The sequence below is a fragment of the Demequina iriomotensis genome (assembly GCF_000971395.1).
GTDB lineage: Bacteria > Actinomycetota > Actinomycetes > Actinomycetales > Demequinaceae > Demequina > Demequina iriomotensis.
Genome location: NZ_BBME01000020.1, coordinates 18654 through 34887, shown reverse-complemented (window position 1 = coordinate 34887; position 16234 = coordinate 18654). Strand labels below are relative to the sequence as shown.

Sequence of the window (16234 nt, the reverse complement as noted above, 5' to 3'; positions counted from 1 at the left end):
CACCCCGCGCACCGCGTACGGTCGGGTCATGCGCACCTCGCCCCGCCGCATCGGCCTCCTCGGAGGCATCACCTGGCACTCGACGCTCGAGTACGAGCGGCTGCTCCACGAGGGCGTCGCCGCCGCGCTCCCCGGCTCCAGCGCCGACCTGCTCATCCGCCACTACGAGTGGGCCGCGATCGAGAGCGCACAGGCGGCGGGCGACTGGGACGGGCTCGCCGCCACGTTCGGGCGTGACGCGCGGTGGCTGGCCGACGGGGGCGCCGAGGCGATCCTCATCTGCGCCAACACGATGCACCTGGTCGCGGACCAGGTGCAGGAGGCCGCCGGGGTCCCCGTCATCCACATCGTCGACGAGGTCGCGGCCGCCGCGCGCACCGCGGGGCTCTCGCGGGTGGCCCTGCTCGGCACCGGCTTCACGATGCGCATGCCGTTCTACCGCGAGCGCCTGGCCGCGCGCGGCGTCGAGGCGCTCGTCCCGGACGAGCCGCGCCTCAGCGAGGTGCACGCGCTCATCTACGACGGCCTCGCCCGCGGGGTGGTGGACGATGCGGGACGGGCGCTCATGCGCCAGGCCGCCGACGAGCTGTTCGCGGCGGGTGCGCAGGGCCTCATCGCCGGCTGCACCGAGATCCCCATGGTGCTCACGGCCGACGACGTCGACGCGCCCTACCTCGACGCGCTCGCGCTGCACGCGGACGCGGCCGTGCGCTTCGCGCTCGCGGGATGACGCGTCCCCACAAGTGGGGGCGCGCGCGTCGCGCGTCGCCGCGTTAGGTTTCCCTCAGGACGCCCGAGGGAAGCAGGGACGATGCGACGACGCAGGGTGGGGGCCGCCGCGGCGGCCGCGGTGCTGGCCGGGCTGCTCGCAGGCTGCGCGCCCTTCGAGGGAGGGCCGCTCGTAGGCGGGCGCGGGGGTCAGTATCAGGGGCCGCCGATGATCTGCGCGCTCGAGCTCGAGCCCGGCGCCACGGTCTACTTCGGCAGCATGCTCGCCAACGAGGGCGACGACGCGATCGCCGTCACCGAGGTGCGCGGCTCGGGCACCAACGTCGCCTCGATCGACGCGGGCATCGACCTCGAGGGCGTCGCGCTCGACCAGGCGGTGGGGTCGATGCGGTGGCCCGCCGACGACGCCTGGGAGCACACCGAGGACGTGCTGGACAGGCTCGTGGCACCCGCGGACGCGGTGATCGAGCCCGGCACCACCGCCCAGGTGATCTTCAGCATCGTCCCGGTCGACCCGGAGCAGCCCGCGACGGTCGAGGACCTCGAGGTGCTCTACGACAACGGCATCATCAGCCAGGTCGAGCGCGACACCTACGGCTACCAGCTCATGCCGGGCGACTCGTGCGAGACGGACGACGACGAGGGCCTCTCCTAGGACCTCGCCACCACGTCGCCGCCGAGCACCGTCACCACCGTGCGGGTGCTCGCGATGGCCTCGGGCGCGCCCGCGAACGGGTCTCGCGACGCCACGCACAGGTCGGCGCGCGCGCCTACCTCGAGGACCCCCGAACCCTCGAGCCCCAGCAGCGCATGCGATCCCGCCGTGTAGGCGCGGAGCGCCTGGGAGAGCGTGAGCGCCTCGGACGGGTTGAGCGGCGGCGCGTCCGACCCGGGCTCCTGGCGCGTCACCGCGGTGTGGATCGCCTGCCACGGGTCAGGAGTCGAGACGGGCCAATCGGATCCCATCGCCAGCGCCGCGCCCGCACGGAGGAACGAGCCGAACGGGTACTGCCACGCCGCGCGGCGCTCTCCCAGGATCGGCACGGTGAGCTCCGTCATCTGGTCCTCGTGGCGCGCCCACAGCGCCTGCGCGTTGACGGTGACGCCCAGCGCGGCGAAGCGCGGCACCTCGACCGGGTCGACCACCTGGACGTGCGCGACGTGATGCCTGCGACGGTTGCGATCGGGCACGGGGATCGCCTCGACCGCGTCGAGCGCCTCGGTGACCGCGCGGTCGCCGATCGCGTGGAAGTGCAGCGCGAAGCCTGCGGCCGCGAGCGCCGCCGTGACGGCGCGCAGCACCGGGGTCGAGAAGTAGGCGATGCCGCGCTCGACCTGCGGGGCGCGCGTGCCGCAGTCGCAGCCCGGGACCAGGTAGGGCTCGTGCATCGCGGCGGTGCGGTTCTCCGCGACGCCGTCGACCATGATCTTCGCGGTCGACGTGTCGAAGCCGGCGGCGGCGTTCGCCTCGCGCAGCCTCGCGAAGCGGGCGACCAGCGCGGGCACGGAGTCCACCGTGAGGTCGCGGGGCACCCAGAGGGCGCCCGAGACGCGTGCCGCGAGCGCGCCCTCCCCGATCAGCGTCGCATAGGCAGGCGTCGCGTCGACGTGGCCGCCGTACTCGCCGACGATCGCCTCCTGCCAGGCCGTCACCCCGAAGCCGTGAAGGGTGGAGGCGGCCGCCGCCAGCCCGGCCCGCGCATCGTCCGCCGTCACGGGAGGCAGGTGCCGCTCCACCAACGCCATCGCGCCCTCGTGGAGCGTGCCCGTCGGGCTCCCGTCGGCGTCGCGCTCGATGCGGCCGTCGGCGGGATCGGGGGTGCTCGCGGAGATCCCTGCCGCGCGCAGCGCCGCGGTGTTGACCCACGCCCCGTGGTGGTCCGCGTTGACCAGGAACGCGGGCACATCGCCCGTGACCGCGTCCAGCGCCACCGCGGTCGGGGTGCCGCCCGCGTAGTCGGACATGTGCCAGCCGCCGCCCACGATCCACGGGCCGTCGTGGCCCGCGGCGTAGGCGGCGACGCGATCGAGGCACGCCCGGGCCCCGTGAGCCTCGCTGAGGTCCAGGCCGAGCGCCTCGATGCCCGCCATCGCGGCATGCACGTGGGCGTCGGCGAAGCTCGGATGGATCAGCGCGCCGGCCGCATCGATCACCTCGGCGCCCGCCGCATCGTCCCGCGCCGCGAGCGCGTCGCCGTCCCCGACCGCCGCGATGCGACCGCCGACCACCAGGACGGCGTCACCCGCAAGCGACCCGCCGTCGGACCACGGCCGACCGCCGCGGATGAGGAGCGCGGTCACCAGCCCACCGCGTCGAGCGCCTCGGCCGCCGACTCCTCGGGCGTGCGGCCCGCGTTGTCGACCACCGCGTCCTCGAGCGCGAGCTCCTCGAGCTCGTCGCCCTGCTCGGCGGTGCGCGGCACGGCCCAGTCGAGCCACCGCTCCGAGGTCTCGCGGCGCCGCAGGCGCGCCACACGCTCCTCGAGGGGAGCCGTCACCCGCACCACCGTGACCTCCGCCGGGCCGCCCGGACCGGCGAGCGCATGCGCGAGCGCGGCGCGGTCGGCCGGGTCCTCGAGGATGCGCGGGATCACCAGGAGGCCGAAGCCGTGGCGGCGGTGCACGGGCGCGAGCGCCGTGAGGCACTCCATGAGGAGCGCCTGGTTGACCATGTCGTCGGGCGGCGAGGGGTACGCCTCGCACAGCGTGTCCGCGTCGATGAAGGCGGTGCGCGCGCCGCGCAGCGCGAGCACGGAGTGCGCCGACTCCGCGACCGAGGTCTTGCCCGCCCCCATCGGTCCGGTGAGCACCAGGACGCGGACCGGGAGCTCGAGGCCGTAGCAGACCGAGTCGGGCTCGCAGCGGTACTCGCCGTAGGGGACGATGCGCGAGTAGCCCAGGCGGTCGTAGAGGCCCAGCGCCTCGGGCTGCTCGGTCCCGGTCTCGAGCACGATGCGCGTGGCGCCGGCCTTGCGCGCGATCGCCTCGGCGGCCCCCATCATCACCTTCGAGTGGCCGTGGCCGCGATGCGCGGGGCGCACCCAGAGGCGCTTGATCTCGATCGAGCCCTCGCCGGTCGGGTAGGGCGACCAGCGCAGGACCACGCTCGCGACCGGCTCGCCGTCCTCGGCGTACCCCACGAGCGATGCCACCAGGGTCGGGAAGGAGCTCTCGAGCACCAGGTCGGGGCTGGCGTACCGACGGGCCAGGTCGGCCTGCTGCTCGGACCAGAGCAGGTGCGCGTCCGCATCGTCCGGGGCGACCCGGCGGATGGTGATCATGGGCACAGGCTAGCCACCCCACCCGCCTCCCCCGCCCCGACACTGCCAACGGAGTTGGCCGCGACACGCCGCGGGCGGGGCGGGAGAATGGGCGGGTCGCCGGCGTGTCGGGACAAGGTCCGTTGCCACTGTCCGGGGGTGGCGGTGGTGGGAAGCAGGTGGATGAGCATGCGCAACGTGGGGTTCCTGTCCTTCGGCTGGTGGTCCGCCGCGCCGGGCTCGAAGGTGCGGACCGCCCGCGAGGCGATGCAGGACACCATCGGGCTCGCCGAGGCCGCCGAGGACGCCGGCATGGACGGCGCGTGGATCCGCGTGCACCACTTCGAGCAGTGCGTGTCCTCCCCGTTCCCGCTGCTCGCGGCGATGGGCGCGCGGACCTCGCGCATCGAGCTCGGCACGGGCGTCATCAACATGCGGTACGAGAACCCGCTGTACATGGCGGAGGCCGCGGCGACCGCGGACCTGGTCGCGGGCGGAAGGCTCCAGCTCGGCGTGAGCCGCGGCAGCCCCGAGCCCGCCGCCGACGGCCCCGCGACCTTCGGCTACCCGCTCGCGTGGGGCGTCACGCCGGTCGAGGACGCGGCGGCGCGCATCGAGGCGTTCCGCGAGGCGATCACCGGCGCGGGCATCGCCGAGCCGGGCCCCCGCGCGCACGTCCGCGCCGGCGAGCTGCTCCCGCTCACGCCGCACAGCCCTGGACTGGCGGAGCGCGTCTGGTACGGCGCCGGCGGCATCGACTCCGCCCGCCGCACGGGCGAGCTCGGCATGCACCTCATGTCCTCGACACTGGTCCTCGAGGCGACGGGCGAGCCGCTCGGCGTGGTCCAGGCGCGCCAGATCGAGGCGTTCCGCGCCGGCTGGCGGGAGGCCGACCACGCCGGCACGCCGCGCGTGTCGGTGTCGCGCAGCATCATGCCCATCGTCGACGACCTCACGAACACGTACTTCCACCCCTACCTCGAGCGCGACCTCATGGGCGCGAACCGCGACCAGATCGGAGAGATCGACAACACGGTGTCGACCTTCGGCAAGACGTACGTCGGCGGGCTCGACAAGCTCGAGCGCGAGCTGCGCGAGGACGAGGCCGTCATGACGGCCGACACCCTCCTGGTCACCATCCCCAACCAGCTGGGGGCCGACTTCAACCACACCACGTTCGTGGCCCTGGCCGAGCTTCGCGACAGGCTCGCGCGGGCGGCCTTGTAGCGGGGACGATGCGCGAGTAGGGTCGCGCGCATGGTCGCCTCGCTCGCGCGCTCATCGATGGTGCTGGCCGTGCTCTCCACGGCCGCCCTCGCGACGTGTGCGGCGTGGTTCACGCTCGAGGCGTGGACGGAGCTCGACGAGGGCGCGCGGCTCCTGGTCGGCGCATGCCTGGCGGTCGGCCTCGGCTGCTCGGCGGCGGCGATCGCCCTGGTGCGCCGCGCCCGATGGGGCTGGGCCGCCGCGGCCGCGACCGTGGCCGCGGTGACTCCGACCGGCTTCGCCTACCTGGGGAACGGCATGACGCTCGCGCTCGCGATGTGCGCCGGCGCGATGGTGCTGCTGCACCACCGCGACCGGCGCGACGCTCCGGTCGCCGCCTGAAGCGACGATGCGGCGCGCTCCAGCGCGTCAGTCGACGGGGTGTCCGGCCGCGAACATGCCGGCCGGGTCGTACACCGCCTTGAGCTCCCGCAGGCGCGCGGCGGCGCCGCCGAAGCCGAGCTCGCGATCCACGTCCCCGTCGATGAACGTGAGCGCGAGCGCGGGCGCCCGCCAGGCATCCATGGAGTGCACCAGCGCGTGGACGGCCGCCTGTGCGATCGGGGCGAGGTCGGGCACGGGCACCATGCCGATCCCGGCGAGCAGGTAGTCGCCCGCCAGCGAACCGACCGCACCCGCGCCGTCCGGGCGCCGCGCCGCCGCACCTCCCACGTGCCGCACCTCCGCGAACGACAGTCCCGGGGTCGAGGTTGCCGCGGCGAGCCAGGCGTCGACGGCCTCGCCGTCGAACGAGGCGAGCATGGCTCCCGTCGAGGCCGCCGGCGTGGGCTCCGGGGGATCCATGTGCATGTGGACCAGCCCGGCCGAGGGGATCCGCGCGAACGTGTCCAGCCCGGGCGCGAGGACCCGCAGCGGCTCGATGATCTCCGCCGCCGCATCGTCCGGAGCGAGCACCACGCCGTCGATCACCACGACGCTGCGTCCCGAGAGGAACGGCGGCAGCTCGGGCAGCGGCGGGAAGTGCATGATCCTCAGCGACGTCGAGACGCTCTCGGGCGCGGTCCGGGTCCACGCCGCCCACGCGTGCGCCACGGCCGGCGCCCGGGAGACGTCCCACAGCAGCATCCCGGCGAACAGGTCGGCGTAGGGCAGCAGGTCGACCTCGATGGAGACGACGATGCCGAACGCGCCCGAGCCGCCGCGGACGGCCCAGAAGAGCTCGGTGTTCTCCTCCGCGCTCGCCCGGACCAGGCGGCCCTCGGCCGTGACGATCTGGACGGCGCGCACCGCGTTCACCGCGAGGCCGTGCGCGCGGGCGAAGAAGGAGAGGCCCCCGCTGAGCGAGTAGCCGACCACGCCCACGTCGCCGGCGCTGCCGTGCATCGCGGTGAGGCCGTGCGGCGCCGCCTGCGCGAGCACATCGTTCCACTGGGAGCCTCCGAGGACGCGCGCGGTGCGCGTCGCCGGGTCCACGGTGACGCCGCGCAGCCCCGCGAGCGAGACGAGGATGGTGCGCGACAGGTCGGAGTCGGCGAGCGCGCCGGCGCCGTGACCGGTCGACTGCGGCGCGACGCGCAGCCCGGTCGCGGCGGCCGCACGGACGATGGCCACCACGTCCTCGGCGGACTCGGGGCGCGCGACCGCGAAGGGCCGCTGGTCGATCGCGCGGTTCCACGGGAGGCGCGCGTCCTCGTACGCCGCGTCGCCGGGAAGGACGATGCGGTCGCCGAGGAGGTGGCGCAGCTCCGCAGCGGCGCCGAGGGTGTGCTGGACGGTCATGATGGTGATCCTTCGATGTGAGATGGTCCGGTGGACGCCGACCAGCGTGCGCCGTCGGCACCCTCGTGGGGTATCCCGTGGTCGAGGGGTTCTCCGCACCCCCAGAACTATGGGATAGCGTGACGAACCGGACAGGCGCACACTCGTGTCATGCCGAGCCCCACGTCCGCCCAGCTCGCGCTGGGCCGCGCCCGCAGCGACATCGACGTCATCTCGCGCGCGGGTCTGCCGCTTCACCACTTCCTCGACGAGACCGCCGATGTCATCGAGCGCGCCCTCCCGATCGTCGGCGGCTGCGTCGCCACCCTGGACCCGGCGACCGCGATGGTCTCCAACAGCTGGAAGTTCTCCGCCCTCGCGGGTCGCAACGAGGCCGACGTCCAGTGGGCGCAGATCGAGTACGGGGGCGCGGACCCCACATCGATCCAGACGCTCGTGCGGCAGGGCACCGCCACCGTCGGCATGCATCACGTCACGCACGGCGCGGTCGAGTCCTCCGCCCGCATGGCCGAGGTGATGCTCCCGTACTACGACTTCCACGACGAGGCACGGACCGTCCTGCGCGACCGCCACGGCGCGTGGGGTGCCGTGGCGGTGTTCCGCGGGAGCGACGACGTGCCGTTCGGCACGGACGAGCTCGCGTTCCTCGCGGAGATGGCACCCGCGTTCACCCGCGGCATCCGCATCGGGATGCTCGCCCAGGTGGGCGCGGTCCGCAGCGACTGCCCGACCGGTCCGGCCGTCATGATCGTGGACGGCCAGGATCGCCTGGTCCAGGCGAGCGCGGGCGCCGCCACCCACCTCGAGCAGCTGGCCACGTCACCCGCGGCCGGCGACCCGCTCTCCATGGTCCACGCGCTGGTCGGTGCCGCGCGCAGGCTCGCCCGCGGCGAGACCGATCAGACGCCACGGGCGCGCGTCCGGACCAGCGAGGGCATCTGGCTGCTGCTGCACGCCTCGCCGCTGGGCGGGGCGGGCGACCGGGCGGGCGACGTGGTCATCACCATCGAGGAGGCGCGACCGCAGGAGGTGATCGACCTGGTGGCCGACGCCTTCGGGCTGACGGCGCGCGAGCGGGACGTCACCGCCCATGTGCTCCGCGGCGCCGACACCAAGGAGATCGCCGCCGCGATCCACCTGTCGCCCTACACGGTGCAGGACCACCTCAAGTCGATCTTCGACAAGGCAGGGGTGGCGAGCAGGCGCGAGCTGGTATCGCGCGTCTACTTCGACCAGTACATGCCGGGGCGCCTCACGGAGGGTGCGGGCGCGGTCGGCTCGGCGGCCTGACAGGGCGCTACGGACGCGGGGCGGCCTCCACGCGGAGCAGCCTGAAGCGCTCGCACACCACCGGCATGTCGGGGGTGAAGGCCCGCGTCATCCGCCCGTACGTGCGCCAGAACCGCTCGTGGACCTCGCGCCAGTGCGCGAGCGTGCGATCCCCCTCGCCCTCCGACGCCGCGTGCTCCGCGTCGACCCGGTCGAACGGCACGATGCGCACGGCGGTGGTCTCGATCAGCGCCTGCGGCATGCCGGCGCCGTCGAGCAGGATGCTGAGTTCGCCGGCCTCGGGGACGGACTCGCCCTCGGCCTCGAGCTCCCACAGCGCGGAGGCCGTGCCGGTCTTCACCCCGGCGAGCACCAGCTCGAGCAGGCTGTCCGCCTGCGTCCGGGTCGCTCCGAAGCCCCACGCCGCGGGCCGGTCCGCAGGAAGCCCCTCCAGGGCCGCGCGGCAGCGCTGCCAGAAGCGGGCGACGGCGTCCTCATCGGTCGGGTCGGGCTCGGGCGTCCTCGTGCCGGCGGGCGGCACGAGGTCCTCGCCGTAGTGCGGCACGGGCGGCACCTCGGCGTAGAACGCATGGAGCAGCGCACGCCACTCCTGATAGTCGGCGCTGCCGCGGAACCCCTGCTCGTGGTCCTCGAGACTCTCCCACTCGACGGTGAGCAGGTAGGTGGACCGTTCCTCGACGCCTCGCTTGAGCGAGTGGCCGCGATACCCCCGCTGGCGGGCGATGATCGGGGAGGCTGCGCGGAAGGCCCGCTCGTAGGCGTCCTCGTAGCCGGCCTTGACGGTCAGCACCACGGACTCGGTGATCATGGTCGGGCTCCTGTCAGGATGCGGGGCGCGGCGGCGTCCTCGTTGTCGATCACGATGTCGGCGCGGTCCACCGGGCGGCAGAACGCCCGGTAGTGACGATGCGCAAGCGTGTAGCGCAGGTTGTCGCGGGCCTCCGGCTCCGGGTCGGCGCCGTCGCGGATCGCCAGGCGGCGGTACCGCTCGGGCTCGGACGCCTCGAGGAGGACCACCCGGTCGAACGCCCCGGCGAGCTCGGGCCGCTGGAGCATGACGCCGTCGACGAGCACGATGGCGTCGGCGCGCGCCTCCCGCCATGGATCGTCGACCTCGCGGTCGGCGGCGAGGTCGAGCGAGCGCGTGCGGAAGCGCAGGTTCCCGCCCGGACCCAGCGGGTCGAGCAGGTCGCGGCGCGCGCGGGCCAGGTCGAACGCGTCGTCGGTGTAGCCCCGCCACGAGTCGCGTCCCTGCCGGTAGCGGTGGGCGCGCGGATGGTGGAAGTCGTCGAGGCTGGCCTCGATCACGTCCGCGCCGCGCCCGCGCAGCTCGGCCGCCAACGCGCCCCGCATCGTGGTCTTGCCGGCGCCGTCGGCGCCGTCCAGCCCCACGCGCAGCGGATGGGTGAGGGACGATGCGGCCGTCGCCACCGCATCGGCGAGCGCCGTGAGGACCGACGGTGAGTGCCCCATGGGAGACGCGGACCTCTCGGAAGCGACCACAGGCGCCCCATTCGGGTGGCGACCGGTGGTGGGGTCGGTGCGGGTGGTGCGGGTGGTGCGGGTGGAACGGGCGGGCTACGCGGTCGCGAGCAGGCCCTTGATCGCCGAGGTGAAGAACGCCAGACCATCGGTGCCGGTGCGGCCCGCCTCGCGCGAGTCGGGACCGAAGCCGGCCTCGACCGCGTGCTCGGGGTGAGGCATGAGGCCCACGACGTTGCCGCGCTCGTTGGTGATGCCAGCGATGTCGCGGCGCGAGCCGTTGGGGTTCCAGCCGACGTAGCGGAACGCGACGCGGCCCTCGCCCTCGAGCATGTCGAGCGTCGACTCGTCCGCGACGTACTGGCCGTCCTGGTTCTTCAGCGGGATGACGATCTCCTCGCCATCCTGGTACTCGGTCGTCCAGGCCGTCTCCGCGTTCTCGACGCGAAGCGTCTGGTCGCGGCAGATGAAGTGCAGGTGCTCGTTCTTGATCATCGAGCCGGGCAGCAGGTGGACCTCGGTCAGCACCTGGAAGCCGTTGCAGATGCCCAGCACGGGCATGCCGCCGTGGGCCGCGTCGACCACCTTCTCCATGATGGGCGCGAAGCGCGCGATCGCACCGGCGCGCAGGTAGTCGCCGTAGGAGAAGCCGCCGGGCAGCACCACCGCGTCGACGCCCTTGAGGTCGGCGTCCGCGTGGAACAGGTTGACGGCCTCGGCGCCGGCGAGCCGCACCGCGCGGGCGGCATCGCGGTCGTCGAGCGTCCCCGGGAAGGTGACGACGCCGATGCGCGCGGTCACGCCGGCTCCTGCGCGACCGTCACCTCGACGACGTCCTCGATGACCGGGTTGCTCAGCAGCGTCTCGGCGGCCTCGCGCACCTTCGCGAGGACCTCATCGGTCACCTCGCCGTCGATGGTGAGCTCGAAGCGCTTGCCCTGGCGGACCTGCGCGACGCCCTCGAAGCCGAGGCGCGGGAGCGCGGCGCCGACGGCCTTGCCCTGCGGGTCGAGGATCTCGGGCTTGGGCATGACGTGGACGAGGATCGTGGCCATGCGGGAAGTCTACCGGCGCGTGCTACTCGCCCACGCCTGCGAGCGAGCCCTCGAACTTGACGTCGATGTCGCCCGTGATGACGCACGCGATCTGGCGGTCGCCCAGCTGCCACGAGTCCTCCGTCGGGTACAGCGCGGAGAAGTAGTACACCGAGTCCTCGTAGGCGATCCCGACGAAGCCCTCGTAGGCCTCGTAGCAGGCCTGCTCCGCGGTCTCGGCGACGTCGGCGGGGAGGCTGTCCGACTCGACGTCCTCGACGTGGTAGACCTCGCCGTCGTGAGGGTCGGCGCAGTCGACGCGCGGCAGCGTCTCGACGTCCTGCTCGGCCTCCTCCTCGAAGAGCACCGGGTTGTCCACGCACTCCCCCACCTCGAGCCGCAGGCTCGCGACCTGCGCGACGCCGAGCAGCGCGCAGCCGCCCAGCCCGGTCGCCAGCACCGCCGTCATCAGCGCAGCCGTCACCGCTCGCATGCCGTGCCCCTCGGTCCCTCCACGTCCCGTGCGCGCTCACGTTAGCAGGCAGGTCGCATACCCTTGAGGGTCCCCCGAACGGAGCCTCCCATGGACCACCTCATCACCGCTGTCGCGCCCGACATGCTGCTCGAGCATGCGCTCGGCACGCTGCGGCTCGTGCTCGAGTACCTCGGCACCGTCGCCTTCGCGATCTCGGGTGCGGTCGCGGCGAGCCGACGCCGCATGGACCTGGTGGGCGCCGTGGTGCTCGCAAGCCTCGTGGCCGTGGGCGGGGGCACGATGCGCGACCTCCTGCTCCGCCAGCCCGTGTTCTGGATCGAGAACCCCACGCTGGTCGTCGTCGCCATCGTGACCGCGCTCGCCATCGCGCCTTTCGCGCGGCGGCGGGACCTGGGCGCCTTCGCGCGCCACCGCATCGTCGAGTACTCGGACGCGCTCGGGCTGGCGATCTTCGTGGTCATCGGCACGGGCATCGCGCTCGACGCGGGCGCGAGCCCGGTGGCCGCGATGATCGTCGGCGTCGCCAACGGCGTGGGCGGCGGCATCCTGCGCGACCTGTTCGCGGCGCAGGTCCCCGAGGTGTTCTGGAACGGGCAGCTCTATGCGACCGCCGCGCTGGGCGGCGCGTTCACGTTCTGGGCGATGTGGGCGCTGGGCCTGCCGCCGCTGGCCGTGTTCTGGGTCGCCCTGCTGGTGATCCTCGCGCTGCGCGCCCTGTCGCTCACGCGCGGCTGGGGCGTGCCGTCGGTCGCGACGGTCCAGAAGCGCGAGCTCCAGACCGAGAGCCACGCGTAGCGGTCAGCAGACCCAGTCGTAGGTGAGGCGGCGGTCGGTGAGCCATGTCTCGAGCTCGCCGCTGTCGGAGATCCAGTGCGCAAGCCCGCCCTCGTAGACGGTGAGCGTGCCCACGTCGTCCCCGGGACCGGGCGCCGCGACCGCGGGCAGGACGATGCGCATCGTCCCGCCGCCCATGCCGCCGCCCACGGCGGCCATCGCCACGACCTCCGGGAACGCGTCGAGGTTCGCCGGCTCGAACGGATACCACGTGGTGCCGTCGTGCTCGATCGGCTCGTTGCCGCACGCGGGGTAGCCGGCGACACCCTCGACCGTCTCCATCAACGGGCCGGGGACGCCCAGGTCGAGCGTCTCGCCGTACTCCACGCCGCCGTCGCCGGGGTCGGGCGACTGCGCGCACGCGCTCAGCAGCGTGCCGAGCACCAGCGCACCGAGCACCGCCACCATCGCCACCACCGGCATGCGTCCCATGCTGGTAGGACGCGCCTGGTCGCCGATTCGTTGGGTGCGGGCCTCCGTGGGCGCGGTCAGTGCTTCGCCAGCCGGTCGAAGGCCTCGAGGTAGCGGCCGCGCGTGCGCTCGACCACCTCCGCGGGCAGGGCCGGCGGCGCGACGTCCGAGCTCTTGTCCCAGCCCGACTCCGCGGAGGTCAGCCAGTCGCGCACGAACTGCTTGTCGTAGCTGGGCTGGGCGTGGCCGGGCTCCCACTCGTCGGCGGGCCAGAAGCGGGAGCTGTCGGGCGTGAGGACCTCGTCGCCCAGGATGATCGCGCCGGAGCCGTCGCGACCGAACTCGAACTTGGTGTCGGCGAGGATGATGCCCTTGGCGGCCGCGATCTCGTGGGCGCGCGTGTAGAGCGCCAGGGTGAGATCGCGCAGCGCGGTCGCGTCCTCGAGGCCGATGAGCGCGACCACCGCGTCGAAGTCGACGTTCTCGTCATGCTCGCCCACCGCGGCCTTGGTCGCGGGGGTGAAGATCGGCTCGGGCAGGCGCGACCCGTCGACCAGGCCCGGGGGCAGGGGGATGCCGCACACCGTGCCGCTCTGGCGGTACTCGACCAGGCCCGAACCCGTGAGGTAGCCGCGGGCGACGCACTCGACGGGGAACATGTCGAGCCGTTTGCAGACCATCGCGCGACCTTCGACCTCGGTCGGGACGGGCGCCTCGACGGTGTGGTTGGCGACGATGTCGATGACCTGGTCGAACCACCACAGGCTCAGGCCGGTGAGGATGCCGCCCTTGCCGGGGATCTCGGTCGGCAGCACCCAGTCGTACGCGCTGATGCGGTCGGAGGCGACCACGAGCACCACGTCGCCGCGCGGGTGCGGCGCGGCCGGCTCGTAGAGGTCGCGGACCTTGCCGCTGTAGACGTGGCGCCAGCCCTCGAGCTCGAGGTGCGCGGGCGGGGTCGCGTGGCCGGGCATCAGGCGCTCGCCTCCTCCGCGGCCTTCGCCGCGATGTCGGTGCGGTGGTGGCTTCCCGGCAGGACGATGCTGTCGACGCCCTGGTAGGCCCGCTCGCGGGCCTCGGCGAGCGTCGCGCCGAGCGCTGTCACGGACAGCACGCGTCCGCCGTTGCTCAGGAGCGTGCCCGTGTGATCGGTCGCGGTGCCGGCGTGGAGCACGTGCACGGTGTCGACCTGCTCGGCGGCCTCGATACCGGTGATCGGGTCGCCCTTGCGCGGGGTGTCCGGATAATTCTGTGCCGCGACGACGACGGTGACGGCGGCATCGTCCCGCCACTCGAGCGGCGGGAGCTCGGCGAGACGGCCCTCGGCCGCCGCGAGCAGGACGCCGGCGAGCGGCGTCGCGAGGCGCGCGAGCACCACCTGGGTCTCGGGATCGCCGAAGCGCGCGTTGAACTCGACCACGCGCGTGCCCTTGGAAGTGAGCGCGAGGCCGCAGTAGAGGACGCCGATGAACGGCGTGCCGCGGCGGGCCATCTCGTCGACGGTCGGCTGCGCGACGTCGCGCACCACCTCGTCGACCAGGTCCGCGGGTGCCCACGGCAGCGGCGAGTAGGCGCCCATGCCGCCGGTGTTGGGGCCCTGGTCCGCGTCGAGCGCGCGCTTGAAGTCCTGGGCGGGCTGCAGCGGCACCACGGTCTCGCCGTCGCACAGGCAGAACAGGCTGACCTCGGGGCCGTCGAGGAAGTCCTCGATCACCACCACGCCGCCGGCGTCGATGATCGCCTCGCCGTGCGCGAGGGCCTCCTTGCGGTCCGACGTGACGACCACGCCCTTGCCCGCCGCGAGGCCGTCGTCCTTGACCACATGGGGCGCGCCGAAGGCGTCGAGCGCGTCCTCGAGCTCGGCGGAGGTGCGGCACACGCGCGGCTCGGCCGTCGGGACGTTCGCGGCGGCCATGACCTCCTTGGCGAACGCCTTCGAGCCCTCGAGCATCGCGGCCTTGCCGCTCGGTCCGAAGACGGGGATGCCCGTGCCGCGCACCGCGTCCGCGACGCCCGCGACCAGGGGAGCCTCGGGGCCGACCACGACGAGGTCCGCTTTGACAGCGGCCGCGAGCGAGGCGACCGCGACCGGGTCGAGCGCGTCGACGCCGTGCATCGTCACCGGAGCGCCGTCGACGGTGCTGAGCGTGGCGATGCCGGGGTTGCCAGGCGCGGCATGCAGCTGCGTGACGGCGGGGTCGAGGGACAGGGCGCGGGCGAGGGCGTGCTCGCGCGCGCCGGTGCCGATCAGGAGGATGATCACGCGAGCGAGTCTAGGCGGTGCCGCCCGAGTGCCCGCATGGCGAGGGCCGCACCCTCACGGATGCGGCCCCCGGTCTCCCCCATGCGAGGCAGGGCGCGTCAGTCGAAGTTGCCCGCGATCACCGCGTATATCCCGTAGTAGGAGGCGTGAGGCACGGTGAGCGTCGCCTCGGCGCCGTCGATGTGCACCTGCGTCTCGAAGTCGTCCACCACCGGCGCGGTTCCCTCCGGCGTGGTCTTGTAGGACTGGATGGACAGGTTGACCGCGTCGTCCGGAGAGAAGACGTAGCCGTCCGCAAGCACGATGTGGACGGTCATGTAGGCAGGCGCGTTGCGCGGGTAGTGCTTGGTGACGGTGATGTCGCCGACGTCGATGGTCTCGGCCGCGATGAGGTCGATGGCCTGCGAGGTGGTGCAGCCGCAGTAGCGCGGCTTGCTGAACATCGCCCAGTCGAGCTCCACGTAGCGGGTGCCGTCGCCCCAGGCAGGCGCGGTGTCGGGTACCTCAGGCTGCGGGTTCCAGCAGAAGGTGATGTGGCTGACGCCGTAGGCCTTGCCGCTCTTGACGTTGAGCGCGGTCGTGAGTGCGCTGTCCGCGGACGCCTGCGGCGCGTAGCCGTACACGTTCGCGTGGGTGCCGCCCTTGACGATGACTGCGCCGATCGGTGCGGAGGCCGAGAAGCTCACACTCCCGCCCTTCGCGTCGAGCGCGGTAAGCGCGAGGTGGTTGACGTGACCGTCGTCGAACGAGGCGTCCGCCGCCAGGTCGAAGTACGTCGCGCCGCTCGCGTCCTTCTTCTCGTCGAACTTGTAGGCGTACTGGAAGTCCCCGATCGCCGCGCACTCGGCTTCGGCGTTGCCGGACTTCCAGCCAGCGATGTCGGTCGGTGCGACCGTCGTGGCCCCGGCGGCGCCCGCCGTGCCGAACACGAACGCGCCCGCCACGAGCGCGCACAGCAGCAACTTCTTCATCGAAGTGTCCCCTCAGACGATGCGGGCTCGCCCTCTGCTTCCCCGCCGGGCATGGCCCTATCGCGCACGCTAGCAGTGGGAATGTGATCTACGCCACATTTACTGCGAAAGAGGAGAATTCGGGTGCCCAGAGAGGCGGGTCGGCTGTACTTGCGCGTCCGTGACTGCGCGCGGCAGCCACCTCTCTTCCGAGAACGTCAACCGTGGCCGAACCAGCGCACCAGGGGCGCCGCCGCCACGCGCACCCCCACGCACTCCCGACCGGGAGCTTCATGTCAGCGTCAAGCACGACCACGTCGGATCTGCCGCCACACGTGGCGGCAACGCGCCGTGCGGCCGTGTTTCAGCCTGCGCTGACGGACTCGATCGGGGAGCACCGGCCCACGCGCCACGCGACGCCCACAGCCCACCCATGCGTGCGGTTCTCCACAGCAGGACCCGAGCCCGGTCCATTCCCC

General features: G+C 73.2%; 18 protein-coding genes. 6 read left to right on the top strand and 12 right to left on the bottom strand.

The window, feature by feature from the left end; all coding sequences use genetic code 11:
- Nucleotides 1–28: 28 nt before the first annotated feature.
- Both AOM09_RS13520 and AOM09_RS13515 read left to right on the top strand, forming a co-directional pair.
- Nucleotides 29–730 (top strand): aspartate/glutamate racemase family protein, encoded by a 702-nt coding sequence (locus AOM09_RS13520; protein ID WP_062389567.1) that lies wholly within the window; start codon nt 29–31, stop codon nt 728–730.
- Nucleotides 731–811: 81 nt separating this feature from the next.
- The gene (locus AOM09_RS13515; protein WP_156162379.1) at nt 812–1384 is read left to right on the top strand and encodes a hypothetical protein; all 573 of its coding nucleotides are present in this window, start codon (nt 812–814) and stop codon (nt 1382–1384) included.
- Here the strand turns inward: AOM09_RS13515 and AOM09_RS13510 are convergent.
- Together AOM09_RS13510 and AOM09_RS13505 are read right to left on the bottom strand one after the other, a co-directional pair.
- Complete coding sequence (locus AOM09_RS13510; protein WP_062389561.1) at nt 1381–3030, bottom strand: amidohydrolase; 1650 nt, start codon at nt 3028–3030, stop codon at nt 1381–1383. The genes AOM09_RS13515 and AOM09_RS13510 overlap by 4 nt on opposite strands.
- Nucleotides 3027–4010, bottom strand: a complete 984-nt coding sequence (locus AOM09_RS13505; RefSeq protein WP_062389558.1) for a GNAT family N-acetyltransferase — start codon at nt 4008–4010, stop codon at nt 3027–3029. The genes AOM09_RS13510 and AOM09_RS13505 overlap by 4 nt, the downstream gene beginning before the upstream one ends.
- A 162-nt stretch (nt 4011–4172) precedes the next feature.
- Here AOM09_RS13505 and AOM09_RS13500 point away from each other — a divergent pair, with 162 nt between their 5' ends.
- Entirely contained in the window at nt 4173–5216 is a 1044-nt protein-coding gene (locus AOM09_RS13500; RefSeq protein WP_228375152.1) for an LLM class flavin-dependent oxidoreductase, read from the top strand.
- A 30-nt stretch (nt 5217–5246) separates the two neighbouring features.
- Nucleotides 5247–5597, top strand: coding sequence for a hypothetical protein (locus AOM09_RS13495; protein ID WP_062389553.1), 351 nt, complete (start codon nt 5247–5249; stop codon nt 5595–5597).
- Nucleotides 5598–5624: 27 nt separating this feature from the next.
- Here the strand turns inward: AOM09_RS13495 and AOM09_RS13490 are convergent, their stop codons facing one another.
- Nucleotides 5625–6995, bottom strand: a complete 1371-nt coding sequence (locus AOM09_RS13490; protein ID WP_062389550.1) for an FAD-binding oxidoreductase — start codon at nt 6993–6995, stop codon at nt 5625–5627.
- 150 nt (nt 6996–7145) lie between these two features.
- Here AOM09_RS13490 and AOM09_RS13485 point away from each other — a divergent pair, with 150 nt between their 5' ends.
- Complete coding sequence (locus tag AOM09_RS13485; RefSeq protein WP_062389547.1) at nt 7146–8285, top strand: helix-turn-helix transcriptional regulator; 1140 nt, start codon at nt 7146–7148, stop codon at nt 8283–8285.
- Between the two features lie 7 nt (nt 8286–8292).
- On the opposite strand, the gene AOM09_RS15665 is transcribed toward AOM09_RS13485, so the two are convergent.
- The 5 genes from AOM09_RS15665 to AOM09_RS13460 form a co-directional block, all read right to left on the bottom strand.
- Complete coding sequence (locus tag AOM09_RS15665; protein ID WP_369346108.1) at nt 8293–9093, bottom strand: antibiotic biosynthesis monooxygenase; 801 nt, start codon at nt 9091–9093, stop codon at nt 8293–8295.
- Nucleotides 9090–9758 (bottom strand): nucleoside/nucleotide kinase family protein, encoded by a 669-nt coding sequence (locus AOM09_RS13475; RefSeq protein WP_062389544.1) that lies wholly within the window; start codon nt 9756–9758, stop codon nt 9090–9092. Before AOM09_RS13475 ends, AOM09_RS15665 begins: the two co-directional genes overlap by 4 nt.
- 105 nt (nt 9759–9863) lie before the next feature.
- Nucleotides 9864–10568 (bottom strand): phosphoribosylformylglycinamidine synthase subunit PurQ, encoded by a 705-nt coding sequence (gene purQ / locus AOM09_RS13470; RefSeq protein WP_062389541.1) that lies wholly within the window; start codon nt 10566–10568, stop codon nt 9864–9866.
- On the bottom strand, nt 10565–10822 hold the full coding sequence (purS, locus tag AOM09_RS13465; RefSeq protein WP_062389538.1) for a phosphoribosylformylglycinamidine synthase subunit PurS: 258 nt from the start codon (nt 10820–10822) through the stop codon (nt 10565–10567). The genes purQ and purS overlap by 4 nt, the downstream gene beginning before the upstream one ends.
- 22 nt (nt 10823–10844) lie before the next feature.
- On the bottom strand, nt 10845–11294 hold the full coding sequence (locus AOM09_RS13460) for a septum formation family protein (RefSeq protein ID WP_062389535.1): 450 nt from the start codon (nt 11292–11294) through the stop codon (nt 10845–10847).
- A 90-nt stretch (nt 11295–11384) separates the two neighbouring features.
- On the opposite strand from AOM09_RS13460, the gene AOM09_RS13455 reads away from it, so the two are divergent.
- A complete protein-coding gene (locus AOM09_RS13455) occupies nt 11385–12092 on the top strand; it encodes a trimeric intracellular cation channel family protein (protein ID WP_062389533.1) in 708 nt (235 codons plus the stop codon).
- 3 nt (nt 12093–12095) lie between these two features.
- Here AOM09_RS13455 and AOM09_RS13450 read toward each other — a convergent pair whose 3' ends face one another.
- From AOM09_RS13450 to AOM09_RS13435, 4 genes are all read right to left on the bottom strand, one after another.
- Nucleotides 12096–12554: a hypothetical protein gene (locus AOM09_RS13450; RefSeq protein ID WP_156162378.1), complete on the bottom strand. Its 459-nt coding sequence runs from the start codon at nt 12552–12554 to the stop codon at nt 12096–12098.
- A 65-nt stretch (nt 12555–12619) separates the two neighbouring features.
- On the bottom strand, nt 12620–13516 hold the full coding sequence (locus AOM09_RS13445) for a phosphoribosylaminoimidazolesuccinocarboxamide synthase (protein WP_062389529.1): 897 nt from the start codon (nt 13514–13516) through the stop codon (nt 12620–12622).
- A complete protein-coding gene (purD, locus tag AOM09_RS13440) occupies nt 13516–14805 on the bottom strand; it encodes a phosphoribosylamine--glycine ligase (protein ID WP_062389526.1) in 1290 nt (429 codons plus the stop codon). Before purD ends, AOM09_RS13445 begins: the two co-directional genes overlap by 1 nt.
- Before the next feature lie 98 nt (nt 14806–14903).
- Nucleotides 14904–15776 (bottom strand): hypothetical protein, encoded by an 873-nt coding sequence (locus tag AOM09_RS13435; protein ID WP_062389523.1) that lies wholly within the window; start codon nt 15774–15776, stop codon nt 14904–14906.
- Nucleotides 15777–16234 lie beyond the last annotated feature (458 nt).